The organism is Streptomyces katrae (assembly GCF_000717655.1).
GTDB lineage: Bacteria > Actinomycetota > Actinomycetes > Streptomycetales > Streptomycetaceae > Streptomyces > Streptomyces katrae_B.
This window is the reverse complement of the sequence record NZ_JNZY01000010.1, coordinates 463,944-481,785: the sequence shown is the minus strand read 5'-3', so window position 1 is coordinate 481,785 and position 17,842 is coordinate 463,944. Positions and strand designations below refer to the sequence as shown.

The window sequence follows — 17,842 nt, the reverse complement described above, 5'->3', positions numbered from 1 at the left end:
GGACACCGAGCCGGGGGGAAGCATGACCGAGGCCGACGAGACGGCACGCCAGCTGGGGATCGTATGTGCGAACGCGGACCGGATCCGCGGGCGTCTGCGCCGCGGTCCGACCGGAGAAGACGCCGTGCTGGAAGCGGTGGTCACCGCGGTGCGGGACGGGCGGGAGACGGCCCGCCCGGTCGACGACCTGCATGCGGTCCTGCAGTCCCTGGGCGACAGCCAGGGCCTGTACGCATACGGAGGGACCGGGGGCACGGCGGAGCACAGGACCCGTCCCGCGGGTGTGCACCGTGAACGCTCCGGCGAATCGGTGTACCTGTGCCCCGCCCGTCGGTGCACGCGCTACGGATGGCCGGGCCGCGGACCGGCACCGGTCTGCGCGATCAGCGGCGAAACGCTGTGCCTGGACCGGCTCTAGCCGTGGGGACCCTGCTCGGAGAACTGGGCAAGAAGCTTGCCGAGCGGTGGCTGTCCCTGCTGGTGCTGCCCGGCGCCCTCTACCTCGCGGTCGCCCTCGTGGCCCGGACGCTCGGCCAGGTCCATCCCTTCGCCGTGGACCGCCTGACCGGCCAGATCAGCGCGTGGGCCGGTGCGCCGGTCGCGCGCACCGCCGGAGGCCAGGTGGTGGTGCTGGCAGCGGTACTGGGCGGTGCCGCGGCCGTCGGGGTCCTCGCACAGGCCCTGGGCTCCGCCGCCGAACGGCTGCACCTCGCCACGGACTGGTACACCTGGCCGGCTCCGGCCCGCGCGCTCGCGCACCGGATCACGGTCCGCCGGCAGAACCGCTGGCGGACGGCGGCCGAAGCCTGGCACCGGCACCGGGAGGAAGCCGCAGACGCCCGCACCCGCGGCGAACGCATGGACCCCGCCGGACGGCATTCCGCCCGGGCCGCGATGCTCCGGATATCCCCCGAGCGTCCGGACCGCCCCACATGGAGCGGCGACCGCATCCACGCCGCGTCCGTGCGCGTCGACCGCGACCACCACCTCGATCTGGCCACCCTGTGGCCCCACCTGTGGCTGGCCCTGCCGGAGACCACCCGGACCGAGATCACCACCGCCCGCCAGGCCCTGACCCGTGCCACCACGCTGACCGCCTGGGCCCTGCTGTACCTGCCCCTCGCCGTGTGGTGGTGGCCCGCGGCCGTGATCGCGGCCACTCTCGCCGTCACGGGCCGGCAGCGCACGCGCACCGCTGCCGACGGCTACGCCACGCTGCTCGAAGCCGCCACGCGCCTGCACGCCCGAGACCTCGCCGGCCCCCTCGGTATGGAACCGCCCGGCCCCCTCACCCCGGAGGTCGGGGGCGCGCTGGGCCTCCACTTGGCACCCAGCCCGCCGCCGCCCCCGTACGACAGGGGACCGTGAGAGACAAGGGCGACCGTCAGACCGATTCCCGGTTCCCGACGGCTTCCGACGCTCCGGAGGCCCGTACGCCGGCGCCGGCGGGGACGAACACGAGCCGGGTGCCGGACCGCAGCGGGGATTCCCAGGCGGCTTCCACCTCGGCCATCGGCACGGCGACCGCCTCGGTGGTCGGCACCAGGTCGGGCAGCCGGTCGAGCAGTTCGCGCAGGGCGGCATCGCGGCGGGCGCCCGAGATCGAGCCGAGTCCGCTCCCGCAGACGCTCACGTCCCCCTTGCGCAACCACGCGGACGGCACGGTCATGTCGGCCCCGGCCGCGGAGCCCACCTGCACCCAACGCAGGGTTCGGGTGAGATCGGCGCGGTGGCGGAGGATTCCGTCGAGCGCCAGCTCGGCAGGCCGCTCCCACAGATAGTCGAGCACGATGTCCACGTCGGCGGCCGCCGCGCCGAAAGCGGCCGCGATGTCCTCGTCGGTGCCCTCGAGGGTGACCGTACGGTGAGCGCCCAGCGCTGCCGCGGCCTCCAGGGCCAGCGGGTCTCGCCCGGCCGCCACGACGGAGCCCGCGCCTTGGTCGAGGGCCAGCTGGATCGCGGCGCGCCCGGCGTTGCCCGTGGCACCGAGTACGAGCACCGAATCCCCCCTGCGCAGCCGGCTCCGCTCACGCAGCGCGATCCATGCGGAGGACCCGGGGTTCATGACGGCGGCGACCGTGACCGGGTCGAGGCCCTCCGGTACGGGCATGAGGGCGGTGGCCGGTACGGCGACGCGCTCGGCCATCGTCCCGTGCGGGGGCTCCAGCCCCGGGATGTAGACGAGTTCACCGGCCGCGGTCCGGCCCACCCCGTCGAACCCGGGGATGAGCGGAAGCGCATCGCCACCCGTGTAGTGGCCACCCGAGGCGAACGAGCGCACCAGCGGGTACAGCGCGGCGGCCAGCACCTCGACGACGACCTCGCCGGCCGCGGGAGTGGGCTCGGGCACGGACTCGTACCGGGGAGGCTGCCCCAGGGCGTGGACCACGGCTGCGTACATGAACTGGCCCCCAAATGGGTGACTAGGCGGCATGACGGACAGCCCGATTGTGACGGCTCCCCGCCGGACGCGCCCGCTGCGCCACGCGGCAGGGGTTCACCGGACCGCCGTGGCGAGGCGGTGCGCCCCGGCCGAGTGGACGAAGTCCGTCAGGGAGACGGTGTAGTCGCCCTCGTCGGGGCGGTAGGCGGTGCAGTACCGCGTCGGGTACCAGCCGGGGATCCGCCAGGCCGCCGGCTGGGGAACGGCCTCGCAGGTGCGGTGGCCGGCCGAGGTGCGGTGCCGTTGGAGGAAGTCCCTGGTGAGCATGGGCTCCATGAAGATCAGGTCGCCCGCGTAGGCCCCGTAGATGAAGGTCTGGCCGCTGAGCGTGCCGGTGGACGGGGGGCGGCTGTCCAGGTGCGCGCCCATGGCGCCTTCCGCGGTCTGCGGGCTGCTCGCGGGGTAGCCCGCCGGCACGTACGCGGCCGGGACGGGTTTTCCGGCCGTGGCCAGTTGGTCGCAGGCGATCAGCAGGGCGCAGCCGCCGGTCTTGATCCCCGACCGGACCTCGCGCGGGACGAGGTAGAAGTGCACGTCGAAGTGGGCGACGTCGTAGCGGCCGTGCGGGTTGTGGCCGTGCGGGTTCCAGTTGAACAGCACCCACTGGAAGGGCAGGCCGGCCGCGGCGGGCGGGGCGGGCGGCAGCGCGAGTTCCAGGCTGTGGCCGCCGACGCATTCGTGGGTGTCGTCGAGGCTCCCGTCGGCGTCCGCGTCGTAGCAGTGCTTGCCGTCGGTGGGGGTGGTGGGCAGGGCGGTGACGGCCGGGGCGGTCAGGGAGACTCCCAGCGTTCTGGGGATCCCGCTCTGGTACTCCCCGTACGTACGGACCGTGCCGCGGCCCAGGCGGGCGGCGGGACCGTACGTGGAGCACACCGCGCCGCCTGCGTTGCCGGCGCAGTCGGGCAGGCGCGCGGCGGAGCCGGAGGGCGGCGGCGGGGCCGCGTGCTGTCCGGTGGCGGACACCAACGCCGCCAGCAGTGCGGCGGAGGCGAGCGCGGCGGCGGAGGTGGAACGCAGACGGAAACCGTTCATACGGCGACGCTCCAGGAGGAACGCGCATTGAGCGCGGTGGCGTCCACGCCGGTGACCTGGCGCGTACAGGACTTGATGCCGTCCAGCCTGTCCTCCGGCAGGACGTGGCGAATGTCGAGGAAGCCGTTCGGGGCAAGGGCCTCCACCTGACGGAGGACCGGGTCGGGTTCCAGGCGGCGGTGTGCGGCGAGGAGGAGGGTGGTCTGCGGGCGGCGGTCCGCCTCGTACCGGGCCAGGGCCTCGTCCACGTCGTGGTGGGCGAGCGCGTACGCGAGGACGCGGGCGTCGACGATGGCCTGCGACGCGCCGTTGGAGCCGGTCGGGTACAAGGGGTGGGCGGCGTCGCCGAGCAGGACGACGCGGCCGTCCGTCCAGGCAGGCAGCGGGTCGCGGTCGATCATCGGGTACCGGCCGATGCGGGGCGCCGTGGCGATGATGCCGTGGAGGTCGAGGAAGTCGCTGCGCCAGCCCGCTACGTGTGCGAGCACCTCCTGCGGCGGTACGGCGCGGTCCCAGTCGGCCCCGCCCCGCGCGTCCTCCTCGCCCAGGCCTTCGTCGGTGCGGCTCTCCACCACCCAGTTGAGCAGGCACCGCCCGCTCCCGTCGGCCCGGGAGACGGGATAGGCCACGGCCTTCACCCGCGCGTTGCAGCCGACGATGACCATCGTGCGCCCGTCGAGGAAGGGCGGCCCTTCGGTCACCCCGCGCCACATGGATATCCCGTTGCCGAGCGGCGGTCCTTCGTCCGGATACATGGTCGCGCGCACGGCGGAGTTGATTCCGTCCGCGCCGACGAGCAGGTCGCAGGAGAACGGGCCGGGCCGTCCCGCCACGTACGCCCGTACGGTGGGCCGGCCGTGCCGGTTGCCCTGCTCGTACCGTACGAGGCGGTTTCCGGTGACCAGCGCCTCGGGGCCGAGCCGGTCCCGGACCGCCGCCAGCAGGATGTCCTGCAGGTCCGCCCGGTGCACCGAGTACTGCGGCCAGTTGTAGCCGGCGGCGCGGCCGCGCGGCTCCGACCAGATCAGGCCGCCGTAGCGGTGGTGGTACTCCAGCCGGCCGGTCGCCACCGCGACGTCGTCGAGGGCCTCTGCCAGACCGAGTTCGGTCAGCTCGCGCACGGCGGCGGGCTGCAGATTGATTCCCGCACCGACCGCGCGCAAGTTCGGACACGCTTCCAGGATGAGCACATCGTCCAGGCCTGCCGCATGAAGGCTCAAGGCCGTTGTCAGTCCGCCAATTCCGGCACCGGCTATCACGATGCGCGGAGAATTCTTTCGGCCGTACGGAGACATGCCCTCTACCTCCTGGGAAAGACGCCTTCCGCTGAAAGTGCGGTAGTTCACCGATGAGTACAACCACGGTTGCATGACGTCAAGATGCGCAGGTCAGAAACCTACGTTCACCCGATCAGACTACGGCCAAGTGCCGCCTGATGGGTGACATGGCTTTAATCAGGTGTCGGCAACAGAAAGGCTGCGACATGCATCAAGTGACGTTCGAACCGTGCGACGTCCAGCGCCTCCAGCATGCTGTTGACTACGCCCTCCACGCCTCCAAAAAATCACTGGACGCTCTCCTGCCACCCTGGATACCGGGTGATCTCAAACGGGAAATCAAGAGCGGATGCGTGGTGTCGCATTGCGCAACGCTACTGTTCCCGGAAACAGTGGAATCCGCTCTCGAGTACTTCGAGGAAAACGGCTGGCCCGCATCGACCACCATACCGAGCGTGCTGGTGAAGCGCCGTCTGGTGGAGCGTCACTGGCTCCCGGACGATGCGGACATACGGGTGACGCGGCTGCGCGTCACGAGCGGCCTGGCACCGGAGGTCGAGGTCTTCCTCTTCCCGCGGTGCAGCCCGGGCTACACGGACGACGTGGGGGCGCAGGAGCGGGTCCACGGTTTCGAGAACCACGTCGGACTGTTCATGGACAGGCCCGACGCGAGCGCGCTCGCCCGCCTGGCGGACCGCCTCGAGACCAGCGGCCGAATGGTGTACGAGGGCTCGGCGCACAACCCCCACGAGAACACCACCATGCTGTATTTCGCCCCCAGCGCCTCCGTGGCGATGTCCCGGCGCCGCTTCCCGCGATGGGAACTGCAGTGCGCGGGCGACCTGACGGCGTTCGCCGAGCGGCGCCCGGTCCGGAGGCAGGCGCTGTCCAGCGCGTACGCAGCGCTCAGGGCGAACCACGTGGACGGCGGAATGACGCGGTCCGCCCGTCGGCCCGTTTCGGTGGCGGTGCCGAACGGCTGATCCCCGCCCGCGGGCTCCCCGCCTCGGCGTACTGCTGCTGACGAGGCGGGGAGTCCTTCGTGATGCCGCGGACCATTCGTGCGTCCGCTACGGAATCCGCCACTGCTGGGCTTTGCTCCCGGAGCAGCCGACCACCGTCAGCTGGTTGCCGGCGCCGTTGTCCGTGAGGCACCCGCCCTGGAACGAGATGTCCTTGATGTAGTACGCGCCCGCCGCGGGGGCCTTCTCCAGGTTCCACCACACGTCTCCGGCGAACGGGCCGGCGAGCTCGACGCGGACGGTTTCGTTGAACTGCGTGAGCGCCCGCGCCATCGCGATGCCGTTCGAGCCGCACGTCTTGAAGCTGTCGTAGTTGCTCTTTTCGTGCAGCCAGCCGAATGCGGTGGTGCCGCCCATGATCACCTTGGCGTTTCCCTGCGGGGCGGAGCCGCTGAAGCCGATCTTGAGCCCGTCGCCGACGTTGGTGATGGCACCCCAGCTCGCTCCGCCGCAGCCCTGCGGCGGATTGGACCCGCCGTTGGCCGATCCTCCGGGGGTCGAGCCTCCGGGCGTGCCCCCTCCCCCGCCGCCGCTCGGCCCCGAGCCGGGCCGGCTCCCGTCGCTGCCGGAACCGCCTGCGGCGGGCTGGGGGTCCGGGACCGGCGCCGCGCCGCCCACGCCGCCCGCGGCGGCGGCCCCACCGCCGCCCTGCGCGCCCGGGATCTCGCCGCCGGGCGGCGGGGGCGAGGCATCGGGCGTGCCGGCCGCCGCGCTCCCCGGGGGGGACGCGCCGGGGCTCTGGCTCCCGCTGCCGGAAGCCGGCGCGGACACGGACGTGGAGGGGTGCTGCCCGGGCCCGCTCGCATCGGCATGCCGCGCACCGGGGTCGATGTAGAAGACGGTGACGGCCACCGAGACCGTGATCGTCACACTGAACCCGATCGCAAGCGGTGCGGAGACGGACGCGGGGATGCGCAGCCGATCCCGCCACGACCGCCGCAGCTCGGCGCCGGCCCCCGCGGCCGGGGCGGTCTCCGCGACGACCGGTCCCGCCGGTGCGTCCAGCTCGCCCAGCGGCCGCCCGGCCGCCGCGCGCCGCGCCGCCGCAGCCATCACCGAGGCGTCGGCGTACCGCTCCTCGGGCCGCTTGGCCAGTGCCCTGGCGACGAAGGCGCGTACCGGCTCGGGGAATTCGGCCGGAAGGTCCGGAACCGGCTCCCTGATGTGCTTGAGCGCGATCTCGACGACCGATTCGCCCGTGAACGGCGGTTCGCCGGTGAGCAGCTCGAAGCAGACCACGCCCATGGAGTACAGGTCGGACGCGGCGATGGCGCCGAGCCCCTCCGCCTGCTCGGGAGCCATGTACAGCGCCGTCCCCAGGACCGCGTGCGAGTCGGTGATCCCGGTGCTGGCCGCGCTGGAACGGGCGATGCCGAAGTCGGTGACCGTCACCCGGCCGTCCTCGCCCAGCATCAGGTTCGACGGCTTGATGTCGCGGTGCGTGACGCCCTGCAGGTGCGCGGCATGCAGTGCGTCGAGGGCCTGCCCTGCGATGTCGAGCGCCTGCTCGACGGGGAGGGGCCCGGACTGTGCGCGGACCTCGTGCAGCGTCCGCCCCTCGACGAGGTCCATGACGATGTACGCGACCTGCTCACCGGATTCGATCCGGCTCTCGCCGTAGTCGTGCACGTCGACGATGCCCGGGTGGCTGAGCGAGGCGAGGACCGTGGCCTCGCGGCGGAACCGCGCCGCGAACGAGACGTCGTCGAGCAGCGCGGGAAGCAGGACCTTCACGGCGACCTGCCGTCTGAGCACGTCGTCGTCGGCACGCCAGACCTCCCCCATGCCACCGCCGCCGATCCGCTCGGCCAGTGTGTACCGGTCCCCGAGGACCGTCCCCCGCCCCCACATATCTGCCCCTGTCCCGGTTCGCTGGTGGTCAGCCAAAGTCCGTCCGGCTGAGGATACTTGGGCGCTAGCGAGCTTCCACGTCCCCGTCGGACATCGTGATCAATCGTGATCAATCGTGATCGGACGACGCTAGCGGAGCCGTTCGGGGGTCCAGTTCAGCCGCCCCGTGTGGATCAGCCGGAGTTGGCGACGGGCGGTACGCGTGACCGCCGCCCACTCCTCGCCCTCCGGGCCGGCGGCCAGGTAGGCGGAAACCGTCATCACCATGTGGTCGACGTACAGGCGTGCCAGCATGAGCAGGTCGTCCCCGCTCCAGCCCGCACTCAGCGGATCGGCGCCCAGGCGTTCGGCCACCTCGTCGGCGAACGCGTCGAGCTGGCCCGCCACCGCCTCGCGCACCCGGCGCACGCCGCCGTGCCGTTCCCGCACGATGAACCGGATGTGCCCGGGGTACTCCCGTACGAGTTCGGCCATCAGGCCCACGGTCGTGTCGATCCGCTGCTCCGCGTCTCCGGAGGCGGTGAGGGTCGAGCGGACGGTGCCGTGCAGGCTCTGCAACGCCTCGTCCACCAGCGCGATGCCGAGCTCTTCGGTGTCGCGGAAGTGCCGGTAGAAGGCTGTCGGGGTGACTCCCGCGACGCGGGTCACCTCCCGCAGGCCGAGGCTGCCGAGGCCCTGCTCCTCCAGCAGCGACAGCGCTGCGTCCAGCAAGGCCCTGCGGGTTTTGTGCCGTTGGGCCTGGCGTGCCCCGATGGTCTCACTCATGACGAAAAGTCAACCCCCGATTCCCCGAATCCCCGCGCTTGCATTTAGACTGAGCAGTCAGTGCACAACTGTCTCCTATTTTTGGAGTGAGCACGATGGAGGTAGCACGATGCTCTTCCTGATAGCGGCCCTCATGCTGATGGGGGTCGTCCTGGGAACCGTGGCCCATGTGCCCGTCGACATATCCCTCGCCGCCACCGCCGCGATCGCCTGCTGGCTGCTGGTCTTCGCGGTGCGCGAGCGGACCACCCGGCGCCACCGACCGACCGGCCGACAGGAAGGACGATCATGAATTCCCGCGGTACCGCGCTCCCCGCCCCCGTCGTCCGTCAGGCCGACGGCATGGCGGTGGCCTCGTTCGTGTTCGGCCTGATCGGCCTCCTCGCGATGAACCTGTTCCTCGGGCCGACCGCGATCGTCCTCGCCGCCCTCGCCCTGCACCGCGGTACGAGCCGTCCCGGGCGCGCCCGGCTCGGTCTCGCCCTGGGCGTCGCCGACCTCGTCGTCCTCGCCTGGGTGGTCAGCGCGGACCAGACCTGGTCGTGGAGCATCTGACCGCCGGACCCTGACACCCTCACACCGCCGGCCCGCCGGGCGGCCCCGCTACGGCAGCGGGGCTCCGCGGGCGGCGATCCACAGCTCGTACCACTCCTCGTGCGTGAGGTCCGGTTCGCGCAGCGCCGCGTCGCGGCAGGCCCGGATCCGCTCGGGGCGGCCGCTGCCCACGACGGGGGCCACCCGTGCGGGATGCCGCTGCAGCCACCACAGCAGTACCGTCTGCGGCGTCGTGCCCTTGGCATCGGCCAGCGACCGCACGAGGCGGGCCGTTGCATGCTGCTCGGGGCTCTCCTGCCGGCCGGTGAACCGGCCCTGCGCCAGCGCGCCCCAGGCCTGGAGGCGGACACCGTTCTCCAGGCAGTACTCGAGCGTCCCGGCCGGGAAGCCGTTGCCCGCCGCCGCGGCCGTGTTGACGACGACGCCGTCCTCGAGCCAGTCCCGCCGGTCCAGGCTCATCTCCAACTGGTTGGCGACCAGCGGGAACTCCAGATGCCGCTGGAGGGCGGCGATCTGCGCGGCGTTCATGTTCGAGACGCCGAACCGGCGGACCAGTCCTTGGTCCCGCAGCGAGGTGAGGGCCGCCGCGATGTCCTCCGGGGCGGCCAGCGGGTCGGGCCGGTGCAGGAGCAGCACGTCGATGACGTCGGTGCGCAGGCGGCCGAGGCTCTCCTCGACGCGCCGGACGACGGAGGGGCCGCGCAGGTCGTACATGCCCGGGAGGTCGCCGTCCGCCAGCCGGATCCCGCACTTCGTCTGGAGCACGATCCGCTCGCGGAGGCCGGGGGTGCGGGCCATGACCTCTCCGAAGACGGCCTCCGCCTTGCCGCGCCGGTAGATGTCGGCATGGTCGAAGGTGTCGATTCCGCTGTCCAGCGCCGCCGCGATCGCCGCCTCCGCCTCATCGATGTCGGCGGGGCCGTACGTATCGGTGTCCCAGCTGCCGCCGAGCGCCATGCATCCGTACAGCAGCCGGGTGCCGTCCTTCTCCGGTGGTGTGATCGCCATCCGGCCACCCTACGAGGTCGCTGCGCCGCCCCGTATCCGGGCTCCGCGGGCCGGCGTCCGGGCCGCCGGCTTCGTGGCGGGCCGGGGGCGCGGGGCTTCCACGGGCTTCTTCTGCGGCGGAGGTGTCCTGGGCGGGTAGGAGGGCGGCACCTTCGGTCCGCTCGCACGGGTCGGCTTCGTAGTCATGCCACCACGCTACGGGCCGGGCCGCGTCCCCGGGCCGGGGGCGGCCGCCCGAGGTGACGGCTCGGCCCACCACCGCGCGGGCGTCGCGGTGGTGGGCCGGAGCGGCTGCTGTGCTGCCGGCGTTACGGGGCCATCTCGTACGCCCCGGACAGCGCCTCGACACGGTCCCACACCCGGGCGGAGCGGGCTGCGTCGATGACCGGACGCCGGATCGCGCCCATGGCCCAGTCCTGCTGCTCCTCGGTGGCGGAGTCCTTGCCGTGCAGCTCGACGGAGTGCGCGGAGAAGTCGCGGACGAGGACCGCGAACAGCTCGTCCAGCACGTCCTCGTCCAGGCCGGTCAGCTGCGCCTGCTCCAGGATCAGCTGGCCGTGGACGACCAGCGCGAAGAGCTGGCCGACGGCGAGCAGGAGGTCCAGGTCGCGGCTCTGCTCCTCGTCGGGGGCCGCGGTGGTGACGAACGTGCACAGCGCGTCCGCCTGCTCGCGGAAGCGGGCGACGTTGGGCAGGGCCGCGTACGCGTCGAAGGCGGGGCGCCAGTCGTGGAAGCGTACGGAGCCGAGGCCCCGGGCCGGGCCCTGCCGGAAGAGGAAGTCGTCGTCGGCCGCGTCGAGGCGGGTCGGGACGGGCGCGTACTCGGCGGGGTCCAGCAGGTGGTTGCGCATGAACTTGAGGATCAGCGCGAGGTTGACGTGGACCGTCCCCTCCAGCTTGGGCAGCCCGCGGATCTCGACGGCGGCCTGGGCGAAGTAGTTGTCCTTCTCGAAGCCCTTGGCGGCGATGACGTCCCACATCAGGTCGACGACCTTCTCGCCCTCCGTGGTCACCTTCATCTTCGTCATCGGGTTGAAGAGGAGGTAACGGCGGTCGTCGGGGCCCGCGGTGCGGAAGTAGTCGACGGCGCGGTCACTGAACAGCTTCATCCCGACGAGACGGACGTACGCGTCGGTCAGCTCACGGCGCACGTGCGGGAAGGCCGTGACGGGGCGGCCGTACAGGATGCGGTTCTGCGCGTGGGTGACGGCCTCGTACATCGCGTGCTCGCAGATGCCGATCGAGGCGGTGCAGAGGTTGAACTTGCCGACGTTGACGGTGTTGAGGGCGGCGTCGAAGGCGGCGCGGCCGGTGTGCAGGACGTCCTCCGGGCCGACCGGGTAGTCCTCGAGGCGGAACTCGCTGACGTACTTGGAGGAGTCGACGACGTTCTTCACCAGGTGGTAGGCCGGGTGGCGGCTGTCGGCGGCGAAGAAGACGTAACCGTCCGGGCCCTCGACGTCGGTGCGGCGGCCGAAGACGGAGACGAGAGCGGCTGCGTTGCCGTTGCCGATGTAGTACTTGGAGCCGGTGGCCCGGAATCCGCCGTTCCCGTCGGGCTCCAGCAGCATGTCGGTGGAGTAGATGTCGGCGCCGTGCGCCTTTTCCGACAGGCCGAAGGCGGAGACCTCGCCCTGGGAGAGGAGTTCGGCGGCGCGGGCGCGGACGGCGGCGTTGTCGCTCTGCCAGACGGGGCCGAGGCCGAGGATGGTCACCTGCCACGCGTACCAGTAGTCGAGGCCGTAGAACCCGAAGATCTCGTTGAGGGCGGCGATCCGGGCGGTGTCCCAGCGCTTGTCGGCGTGGCCGTCGGCGGCGGAGGCCGGGGTGAGGAAGGTGGCGAACAGGCCTTCCTTGGCGGAGAAGGCGAGGAAGTCGCCCAGCCAGGCGCGCGTGCGGTAGTCCTCGATCAGCTTGCGCTTGCCGCGCTCCTCGAACCAGTCGACGGTGGCGCGCAGCAGCCTGCGGGTCTCGGGGTCGAAGTGCTGCGGGTCGTAGGTGCGCGGGTTGAACAGCAGGGCGTCGGCCATGGAGGTCCGCCTTCCGAGGGTCGGGTCGAGGGGTGAAGGGTGCTGGTTCCGGACGCGGGGAGGGGAGGGTTCAGCTGCGCGGGCGGTGCGCGGCGAGCCGGTGGACGGTGGCGAGCACGTCGTCGAGCCAGGCGATCGTCATGCGTTCGTACGCGATGCCGCCGCGGAGCACGACGTGCTGCAGTTCCTGGCCGGCGTCGGGTGGTGCGGGGGCCTCGGGCCCGGTGAAGTCGCGCAGTTCCCCGGCGAGGTAGTGGGCGAGTCGGTCGCGGTGGACCTGGCGGTGCCGCTCGACCTCGTGGACGAGTGCGGCCGGGTCGTCGAAGGCGGCTCCGCGGATCTTCACGGCGAGGTCGTGCCGGAGGCTCTCGGGTTCGATCGGCTCGTGCAGCCACCGGGAGAGGGCGGCGCGGCCGGGGCCGGCGACGGAGTACTCCTTCTTGTCCGGCCGGCCCTGCTGCTCCACCTCACGGACGGCGAGCAGGCCGTCGGCCTCCATGCGCTTGAGGACGCGGTAGATCTGCTGATGGGTGGCGGTCCAGAAATAGCCGATGGACCGCTCGAAGCGCCGGGCCAGCTCGTAGCCTGAACCCGGCTTCTCCAGCAGCGAGACGAGGATCGCGTGTTCGAGCGCCATACCCCCGATCCTTCTATGCAACTCGTTGCATAGACAAGCCGCAGCGCCCGGGTGAGACGCGGCTCACGCACGGCCGGCGGGGCGGCCCGCACCCGGAAGCGGGACCGGATGGACACGTCCGGGCCACTCACGGCGGCGCGCCACCGCGGCGAACGCCTCACAGCTCCGGCACTCTAGCCGTCACCTGTGACATGTGAAATATTACCTGCGCTTCGACCGAACTCACCGAAAGGTCAGCCACGTTGCGCAGACTCCCCGCGGTGGTAGCGGCGATATCCCTCGCCCTCCTCGCCACCCCCGCGCTCGCCGCGCCCGCCCCGCCGCCCCCCGCGGCGCGGCCGGCCCCCGAACTCTCTCCCGCCCCGCCGCCCGCCCCGCTGGAGCTCCAGCGCCAGACCCTGCGCCGTCAGGCGCTCGAGGGCGTCGCCTCCGGCGCCACCGCGGCGGAGGCGGACGGCACGCTCCCCCGCCGGGCCGCGGTCGGCAAGCGGTACGTCGAACTCGCCCAGGAGCGCAAGGACAAGGTCTTCGTGATCCTCGCCGAGTTCGGCGATCAGGTCGACACGACCACCGAGTTCGAGGGCAAGCCGCGCTTCGGCGGCACGCCGGGCCCCCGCCACAACACCATCGGCAAGCCCGCGAAGAGCGACAACCACACCCTGTGGCGCAAGGACTTCAGCCAGGCCTACTACCAGCAGCAGTTCTTCGGCACCGACCCCGGCGCCGTCACCCTCCGCAACTACTACCGGCTGCAGTCCTCCGGCCGCTACGACATGGACGGCCAGGTCAGCGACTGGGTACGGCTGCCGTGGAACGAAGCCCGGTACGGGACCGACAACTGCTCCGAGCCCGGCCAGTGCCGCACCAACTGGGACCTCGTACGCGACGCCACCAACGCCTGGTACCACACCGAGCGCGCCAAGGGCCGTACCCCGGAGCAGATCAAGGCCCAGCTGGCCGAGTACGACGTATGGGACCGCTACGACGCCGACCACGACGGCGACTTCGACGAGCCGGACGGCTATCTCGACCACCTCGTCGTCGTCCACGGGGGCAAGGACCAGACCTGGGGCGGCGGCGAACAGGGCAAGGACGCCGTGTGGGCGCACCGCTGGTTCGCGTACTGGGACCAGGCCGGCAGCGCGGGTCCTGCGGACAACAAGGCGGGCGGCACCCCGGTCGGCGACTCCGGCATCTGGGCCGGCGACTACCTGACCGGCGGTGAGAACAGCGGGGTCGGCCTGTTCGCCCACGAGTTCGGGCACGACCTCGGGCTGCCCGACCTGTACAGCTCCGACGGGGACAACAGCGTCAACTTCTGGTCGCTGATGTCCTCGGCCTCCTACCTCGGCAAGGGCCGGAACACCACCGGCGACTACCCCGGCGACCTCGACCCCTGGAGCAAGCTGCAACTGGGCTGGCTCGAATACACCGAGGCCGACGCGGGCCGCAAGACGCGCGCCGTGCTCGGGGTATCCGGTTACAACACCGAGGATCCACAGGCGTTGTTGGTGCATCTGCCGCCGTCGGTGACCCGCACCGATCTGGCCGACCCGTACGAGGGCGCCAGCCAGTGGTGGAGCGGCACCGGCGACTTCATGGACAACACCCTGACCCGGACGGCCGACCTCTCGGGCGCGGGGCAGCCGGCCCGGCTCGACGCCCGGGTCTGGTACGACATCGAGCAGGACTTCGACTTCCTGACCGTGGAGGCCTCGACGGACGGCGGCACGAGCTGGTCGCCGCTGCCGGGCACGGTCGGCGGCGCGGCGATCCCGGCGAAGGGGATCTCCGGCACCTCGAGCGGCTGGACCGAACTCGCCGTGCCGCTGGACGGGTTGGCCGGACGCAGCGTCCAGCTGCGCCTCCGGGTGACCTCGGACGGCAACACGCACGGCAAGGGCGTCACGTTCGACGACATCCGGATCACGGCGGGTGAGCGGGAGGTGCTGCGCGACGGCGCCGAGCAGGGCTCGAACGGCTGGAACGCGCTGAAGTGGTCCCGTACGCAGGGCCGTACGGGCACCGCGGAGCACCCGCGGGCGTACCTGGTCGAGAACCGGCGCTACACCGGGTACGGGGCCTACCTCAAGACCGGCCCGTACAACTTCGGCGCCGGGAACGACTCGGTGGAGTTCTACCCGTACCAGCAGGGTGTGCTCATCTGGCTGTGGGACACGGCGTACAGCGACAACACCACGAAGGCGCACCCGGGCGCGGGGATGCTGCTCCCCGTCGACGCGCGACCGGAGCCGCTGCGCAACGCCGACGGGACGCTGCTCAACGCACGGGCGCAGACCTTCGACGCGACGTTCTCGACGCGCCCGAGCGACGAGATCGTGCTGCACAAGGCGGGCGTACCGGTGCTCATTCCGGCGCGGCCGGGTGTCCCGGTCTTCGACGACCGGCGGGGCGGCTACTGGAACGCCGACCTGCCGCAGGTGGGCGTGAAGGTACCGGACACCGGGACCCGGATCGCCGTGGTGAAGGAGGCTTCCGGGGGCGCCCTGACCACGGTCCAGGTCAGCCCGTCCCCCTGACGCACGGCCGCAGGACCGGTCCTCTCGGCGTTGGGGCGCCGAGAGGACCGGAGCGAGGCTCCGACAGCGCGCGGAAGCGCAGCACCAGCTTCTGCACCGGATGGAGCAGCACCTGCTCGCCGCCGCAATCGCCACGGCCACGGCCACCACCACGTTCCGGACCGGCCGCCCCTGCTCCTGACCAGCGCTCGGCCGCCTGGGAGCGCCGGCCGCGGCTGGTGCCGGCTCCGGCAGCCGGGCGGTGACTCAGTCGCCGCGGGCGGTGAAAGGGCCGCCGGTGCCGAAGGCCAGTTCGGCGAAGCGGCCGCCCATGCGGCGGTGGGTGGCGGCGTCCGGGTGGAGTTGGTCGGGCAGCGGGAGGTCGGCGAAGTCCGCCTCGCCGTACAGCTCGCGGCCGTCGGCGTAGTGCAGGTGGTGGTCGTCGGCCGCCCGTTGTTCCACGATGCGGGCCAGCTCCTCGCGGATGACGTTGAGCGTCAGCTTCCCGGTGACACGCTCGGCGGGGTCTCCCGCGGCCCGGAACTGCAGCCTCCCGGCTCCGAGGGTGCTGAAGTCCGGCGCGGTGGGGCCGGGGGTGTCCTCGTGGATGGGGCACAGGATGGGCGAGACCACCAGCAGCGGCGTGGTGGGATGCCCCTCGCGGACGGTGTCGAGGAAGCCGTGCACCGCGGGGGTGAACGCGCGCAGACGCATCAGGTCCATGTTGACCAGGTTGAGGCCGATCTTGACGCTGATCAGGTCCGCGGATGTGTCCCGCATCGCCCGGGCGGTGAACGGATCCAGCAGGGCGCTGCCGCCCAGCCCCAGGTTGACCAGCTCCACACCGCCGAGCGAGGCGGCCAGTGCCGGCCAGGTCGTGGAGGGGCTCGCGGCGTCCGAGCCGTGGCTGATCGAACTGCCGTGGTGCAGCCACACCCTGCGGCTCCCCTGGGGTACGGGCTCGACGGGGGCGTCCGTGCGCAGGGCGACGAGCTCGGTGATCTCGTTGTACGGCAGCCAGATCTCGACGTCCTTCGGCCGGTCGGGCAGACCGGTGAACCGTACCGTGCCGACCGGCCCGGGGCGGGTCTCCGCGGACCCGGTGGCCATGTCGACCATGAGGACGTTGCCGCCGGTCACACCGGACTGCCCGGCCAGGCGGCCGTCGACCAGGAGGTCGTACACGCCGTCGGGGCGGGGCGGTGCGCCCGCGTAGGCCGGCTTCGTCCGGAGCGTGTCCAGCTCAACGACGGTGGCCCGGGTGCGGAACACCAGCCGCACACCGGAGGGCTGGGCCTCCGCCATGGCCAGCTGCCCGTCGGTGCACTGGGCGCGGGCCCGGGCCGGCAGCCGGTGCGGGAGCAGACCGTGCTCGGTGCGCTCCAGGTCGAGGGCGCCGCGCAGGAGTTCCGCGCTGAGGGGTGTGGTGGTCAGATCGTCCATGATCTCAGCCTGTCAACCTGACACCGGATCCGCACATCAGTTTGTGCCGGTTCGGCCGGCCGAGGTGGAGCGGTCCGGGCACACTCGGTCGGGCTGGGAGTTGAACACGCCCTTGAGGAGGGTCCCGTACCGGCTGTCGGCCGGGACGGCGGCGCTGATGTCGAAGGCGAGGGTGTGCAGGCCGGGGAGGAAGACGGCCTCCTGGAGGTCGTGGAACCCGTACGCGAGGACGCCCGCCGCGACGACGAGTGCTTGCCGTGGGACGGCACGGCGGAGCCGCCCGTGCCGGGGCTGCCGGGGGCGGACCTGCCGTGGAGGACCGCGACGGTACCGCCGGCCACGGCGGCGCCCAGCGCCGGACCGCGTCCTGGCGAACGCCGGGCGGGAAGGTCGGACTCAGGTGCTCCCGGGGAGGGCAAGGCGGCAGGGCCGCGACAGACCGCAGTGATGGCAGACGACACGGCCGTCTACCGCGGCGCCTGCGGCGGCGGCAACAGCCTGATGTCACATACGTTTCGCCGCGGCCAAAGCCCTTGCGGCGGTCAGCCACGTCAGGGCGTAGAGCCAGCCGCCGAGCACGTCCGTGGGCCAGTGCACCCCGAGGTAGATCCGGGACAGGCCGACGGAGATGGCCCAGCAGGCCGCCAGGGCCCAGCAGAACCGGGCGGTGGCCGGAGTCGCCGTACGCCATGCGGCCCAGCCCAGCAGCCCGGCCACGATCACCGAGGTGGTGGCGTGGCCCGAGGGGAAGGCGGACCACGTGGCGAGCACGGCCCAGTCGGCGAGGGGCGGACGCGGCCGCGCCACGCCGTAGAGGACGGCGTGGCGCACGACCTGGACGAGCACCAGAAAGCCGAGCGCGCCCGCGGCAGTCATCACCCGGCCGCGGGAACCCCGGCCCGCGATGAGCCCGGCGGCGACGGCGCACGCGTACGGGACGGGACCGCTGCCGGTTGCCGTGAAGCCGCGTGCAAGGGCCACCGGGAAGGAGGAGCGGTGCTGCACCGACCACCGGTGCCAGCTCTCGTCGAGGGCGTACGGGGTGCCGTGCCGGGCCACGACCAGGGCGGTGAGCAGTGCGAACAGTGCGGCGCACAGCACTGCGGCCAAGGCCCAACGGGTCGGCGACGGCGCCTGGCCGGTCTTCATCAGGAGGCGATCCGCGGCCGCGGCCGCGGCGTGGCGCCCGAGAGAGCGGCTGCCATGGGGAACAACTCCCGTGCGGTGAAGGGGTGAGAGCCCGTCTACGGAACTGTAGAC

Annotated in this window: 16 protein-coding genes and 1 pseudogene; 6 read left to right on the top strand and 11 right to left on the bottom strand. The window is 72.2% G+C overall.

Going from position 1 to position 17,842, the window contains the following annotated elements; all coding sequences use genetic code 11:
• The first annotated feature begins 22 nt into the window (after window positions 1-22).
• Together IF09_RS44705 and IF09_RS0115890 are read left to right on the top strand one after the other, a co-directional pair.
• Window positions 23-418 carry a hypothetical protein gene (locus IF09_RS44705; RefSeq protein WP_030296131.1) on the top strand — a complete coding sequence of 132 codons (396 nt, stop codon included), beginning with the start codon at window positions 23-25 and terminating at the stop codon, window positions 416-418.
• Window positions 419-420: 2 nt separating this feature from the next.
• The gene (locus IF09_RS0115890) at window positions 421-1,368 is read left to right on the top strand and encodes a hypothetical protein (protein WP_051832502.1); all 948 of its coding nucleotides are present in this window, start codon (window positions 421-423) and stop codon (window positions 1,366-1,368) included.
• A gap of 16 nt (window positions 1,369-1,384) precedes the next feature.
• Here the strand turns inward: IF09_RS0115890 and IF09_RS0115885 are convergent, their stop codons facing one another.
• The 3 genes from IF09_RS0115885 to IF09_RS0115875 all read right to left on the bottom strand — a co-directional run bounded on the left by IF09_RS0115885 (window position 1,385) and on the right by IF09_RS0115875 (window position 4,770).
• Entirely contained in the window at window positions 1,385-2,401 is a 1,017-nt protein-coding gene (locus IF09_RS0115885) for a quinone oxidoreductase family protein (protein WP_158709985.1), read from the bottom strand.
• Between the two features lie 96 nt (window positions 2,402-2,497).
• Window positions 2,498-3,475 carry a hypothetical protein gene (locus IF09_RS41760; RefSeq protein ID WP_051832497.1) on the bottom strand — a complete coding sequence of 326 codons (978 nt, stop codon included), beginning with the start codon at window positions 3,473-3,475 and terminating at the stop codon, window positions 2,498-2,500.
• Window positions 3,472-4,770 (bottom strand): flavin-dependent oxidoreductase, encoded by a 1,299-nt coding sequence (locus IF09_RS0115875; protein ID WP_030296123.1) that lies wholly within the window; start codon window positions 4,768-4,770, stop codon window positions 3,472-3,474. Before IF09_RS0115875 ends, IF09_RS41760 begins: the two co-directional genes overlap by 4 nt.
• A gap of 437 nt (window positions 4,771-5,207) precedes the next feature.
• Between IF09_RS0115875 and IF09_RS0115870 the strand changes: the two genes are divergently transcribed.
• Window positions 5,208-5,735 (top strand): hypothetical protein, encoded by a 528-nt coding sequence (locus tag IF09_RS0115870; RefSeq protein WP_158709984.1) that lies wholly within the window; start codon window positions 5,208-5,210, stop codon window positions 5,733-5,735.
• A gap of 87 nt (window positions 5,736-5,822) precedes the next feature.
• Here the strand turns inward: IF09_RS0115870 and IF09_RS41755 are convergent, their stop codons facing one another.
• Window positions 5,823-7,625: a protein kinase domain-containing protein gene (locus tag IF09_RS41755; protein ID WP_051832495.1), complete on the bottom strand. Its 1,803-nt coding sequence runs from the start codon at window positions 7,623-7,625 to the stop codon at window positions 5,823-5,825.
• Window positions 7,626-7,754: 129 nt separating this feature from the next.
• Window positions 7,755-8,390, bottom strand: a complete 636-nt coding sequence (locus IF09_RS0115860; RefSeq protein ID WP_030296117.1) for a TetR family transcriptional regulator — start codon at window positions 8,388-8,390, stop codon at window positions 7,755-7,757.
• A gap of 109 nt (window positions 8,391-8,499) precedes the next feature.
• Here IF09_RS0115860 and IF09_RS0115855 point away from each other — a divergent pair, with 109 nt between their 5' ends.
• A complete protein-coding gene (locus IF09_RS0115855; RefSeq protein WP_030296116.1) occupies window positions 8,500-8,682 on the top strand; it encodes a hypothetical protein in 183 nt (60 codons plus the stop codon).
• Window positions 8,679-8,945, top strand: coding sequence for a hypothetical protein (locus IF09_RS0115850; RefSeq protein WP_030296115.1), 267 nt, complete (start codon window positions 8,679-8,681; stop codon window positions 8,943-8,945). Before IF09_RS0115855 ends, IF09_RS0115850 begins: the two co-directional genes overlap by 4 nt.
• A gap of 48 nt (window positions 8,946-8,993) precedes the next feature.
• Here the strand turns inward: IF09_RS0115850 and IF09_RS0115845 are convergent, their stop codons facing one another.
• The 3 genes from IF09_RS0115845 to IF09_RS0115835 all read right to left on the bottom strand — a co-directional run bounded on the left by IF09_RS0115845 (window position 8,994) and on the right by IF09_RS0115835 (window position 12,620).
• Window positions 8,994-9,953, bottom strand: coding sequence for an aldo/keto reductase (locus tag IF09_RS0115845; RefSeq protein WP_234321010.1), 960 nt, complete (start codon window positions 9,951-9,953; stop codon window positions 8,994-8,996).
• A gap of 308 nt (window positions 9,954-10,261) precedes the next feature.
• A complete protein-coding gene (locus IF09_RS0115840) occupies window positions 10,262-11,983 on the bottom strand; it encodes an acyl-CoA dehydrogenase family protein (RefSeq protein WP_030296113.1) in 1,722 nt (573 codons plus the stop codon).
• 70 nt (window positions 11,984-12,053) lie between these two features.
• A complete protein-coding gene (locus IF09_RS0115835) occupies window positions 12,054-12,620 on the bottom strand; it encodes a PadR family transcriptional regulator (protein WP_030296112.1) in 567 nt (188 codons plus the stop codon).
• 242 nt (window positions 12,621-12,862) lie between these two features.
• Here IF09_RS0115835 and IF09_RS0115830 point away from each other — a divergent pair, with 242 nt between their 5' ends.
• Window positions 12,863-15,160 (top strand): immune inhibitor A domain-containing protein, encoded by a 2,298-nt coding sequence (locus IF09_RS0115830; protein WP_030296111.1) that lies wholly within the window; start codon window positions 12,863-12,865, stop codon window positions 15,158-15,160.
• Window positions 15,161-15,406: 246 nt separating this feature from the next.
• Here the strand turns inward: IF09_RS0115830 and IF09_RS0115820 are convergent, their stop codons facing one another.
• The 3 genes and pseudogenes from IF09_RS0115820 to IF09_RS0115815 form a co-directional block, all read right to left on the bottom strand.
• Entirely contained in the window at window positions 15,407-16,582 is a 1,176-nt protein-coding gene (locus IF09_RS0115820; RefSeq protein WP_030296110.1) for a GDSL-type esterase/lipase family protein, read from the bottom strand.
• An 87-nt stretch (window positions 16,583-16,669) separates the two neighbouring features.
• A pseudogene (locus IF09_RS43030) lies at window positions 16,670-16,831 on the bottom strand (iron transporter); the annotation flags it as partial.
• A gap of 255 nt (window positions 16,832-17,086) precedes the next feature.
• On the bottom strand, window positions 17,087-17,731 hold the full coding sequence (locus tag IF09_RS0115815) for a phosphatase PAP2 family protein (protein ID WP_051832494.1): 645 nt from the start codon (window positions 17,729-17,731) through the stop codon (window positions 17,087-17,089).
• Between the last annotated feature and the right edge of the window lie 111 nt (window positions 17,732-17,842).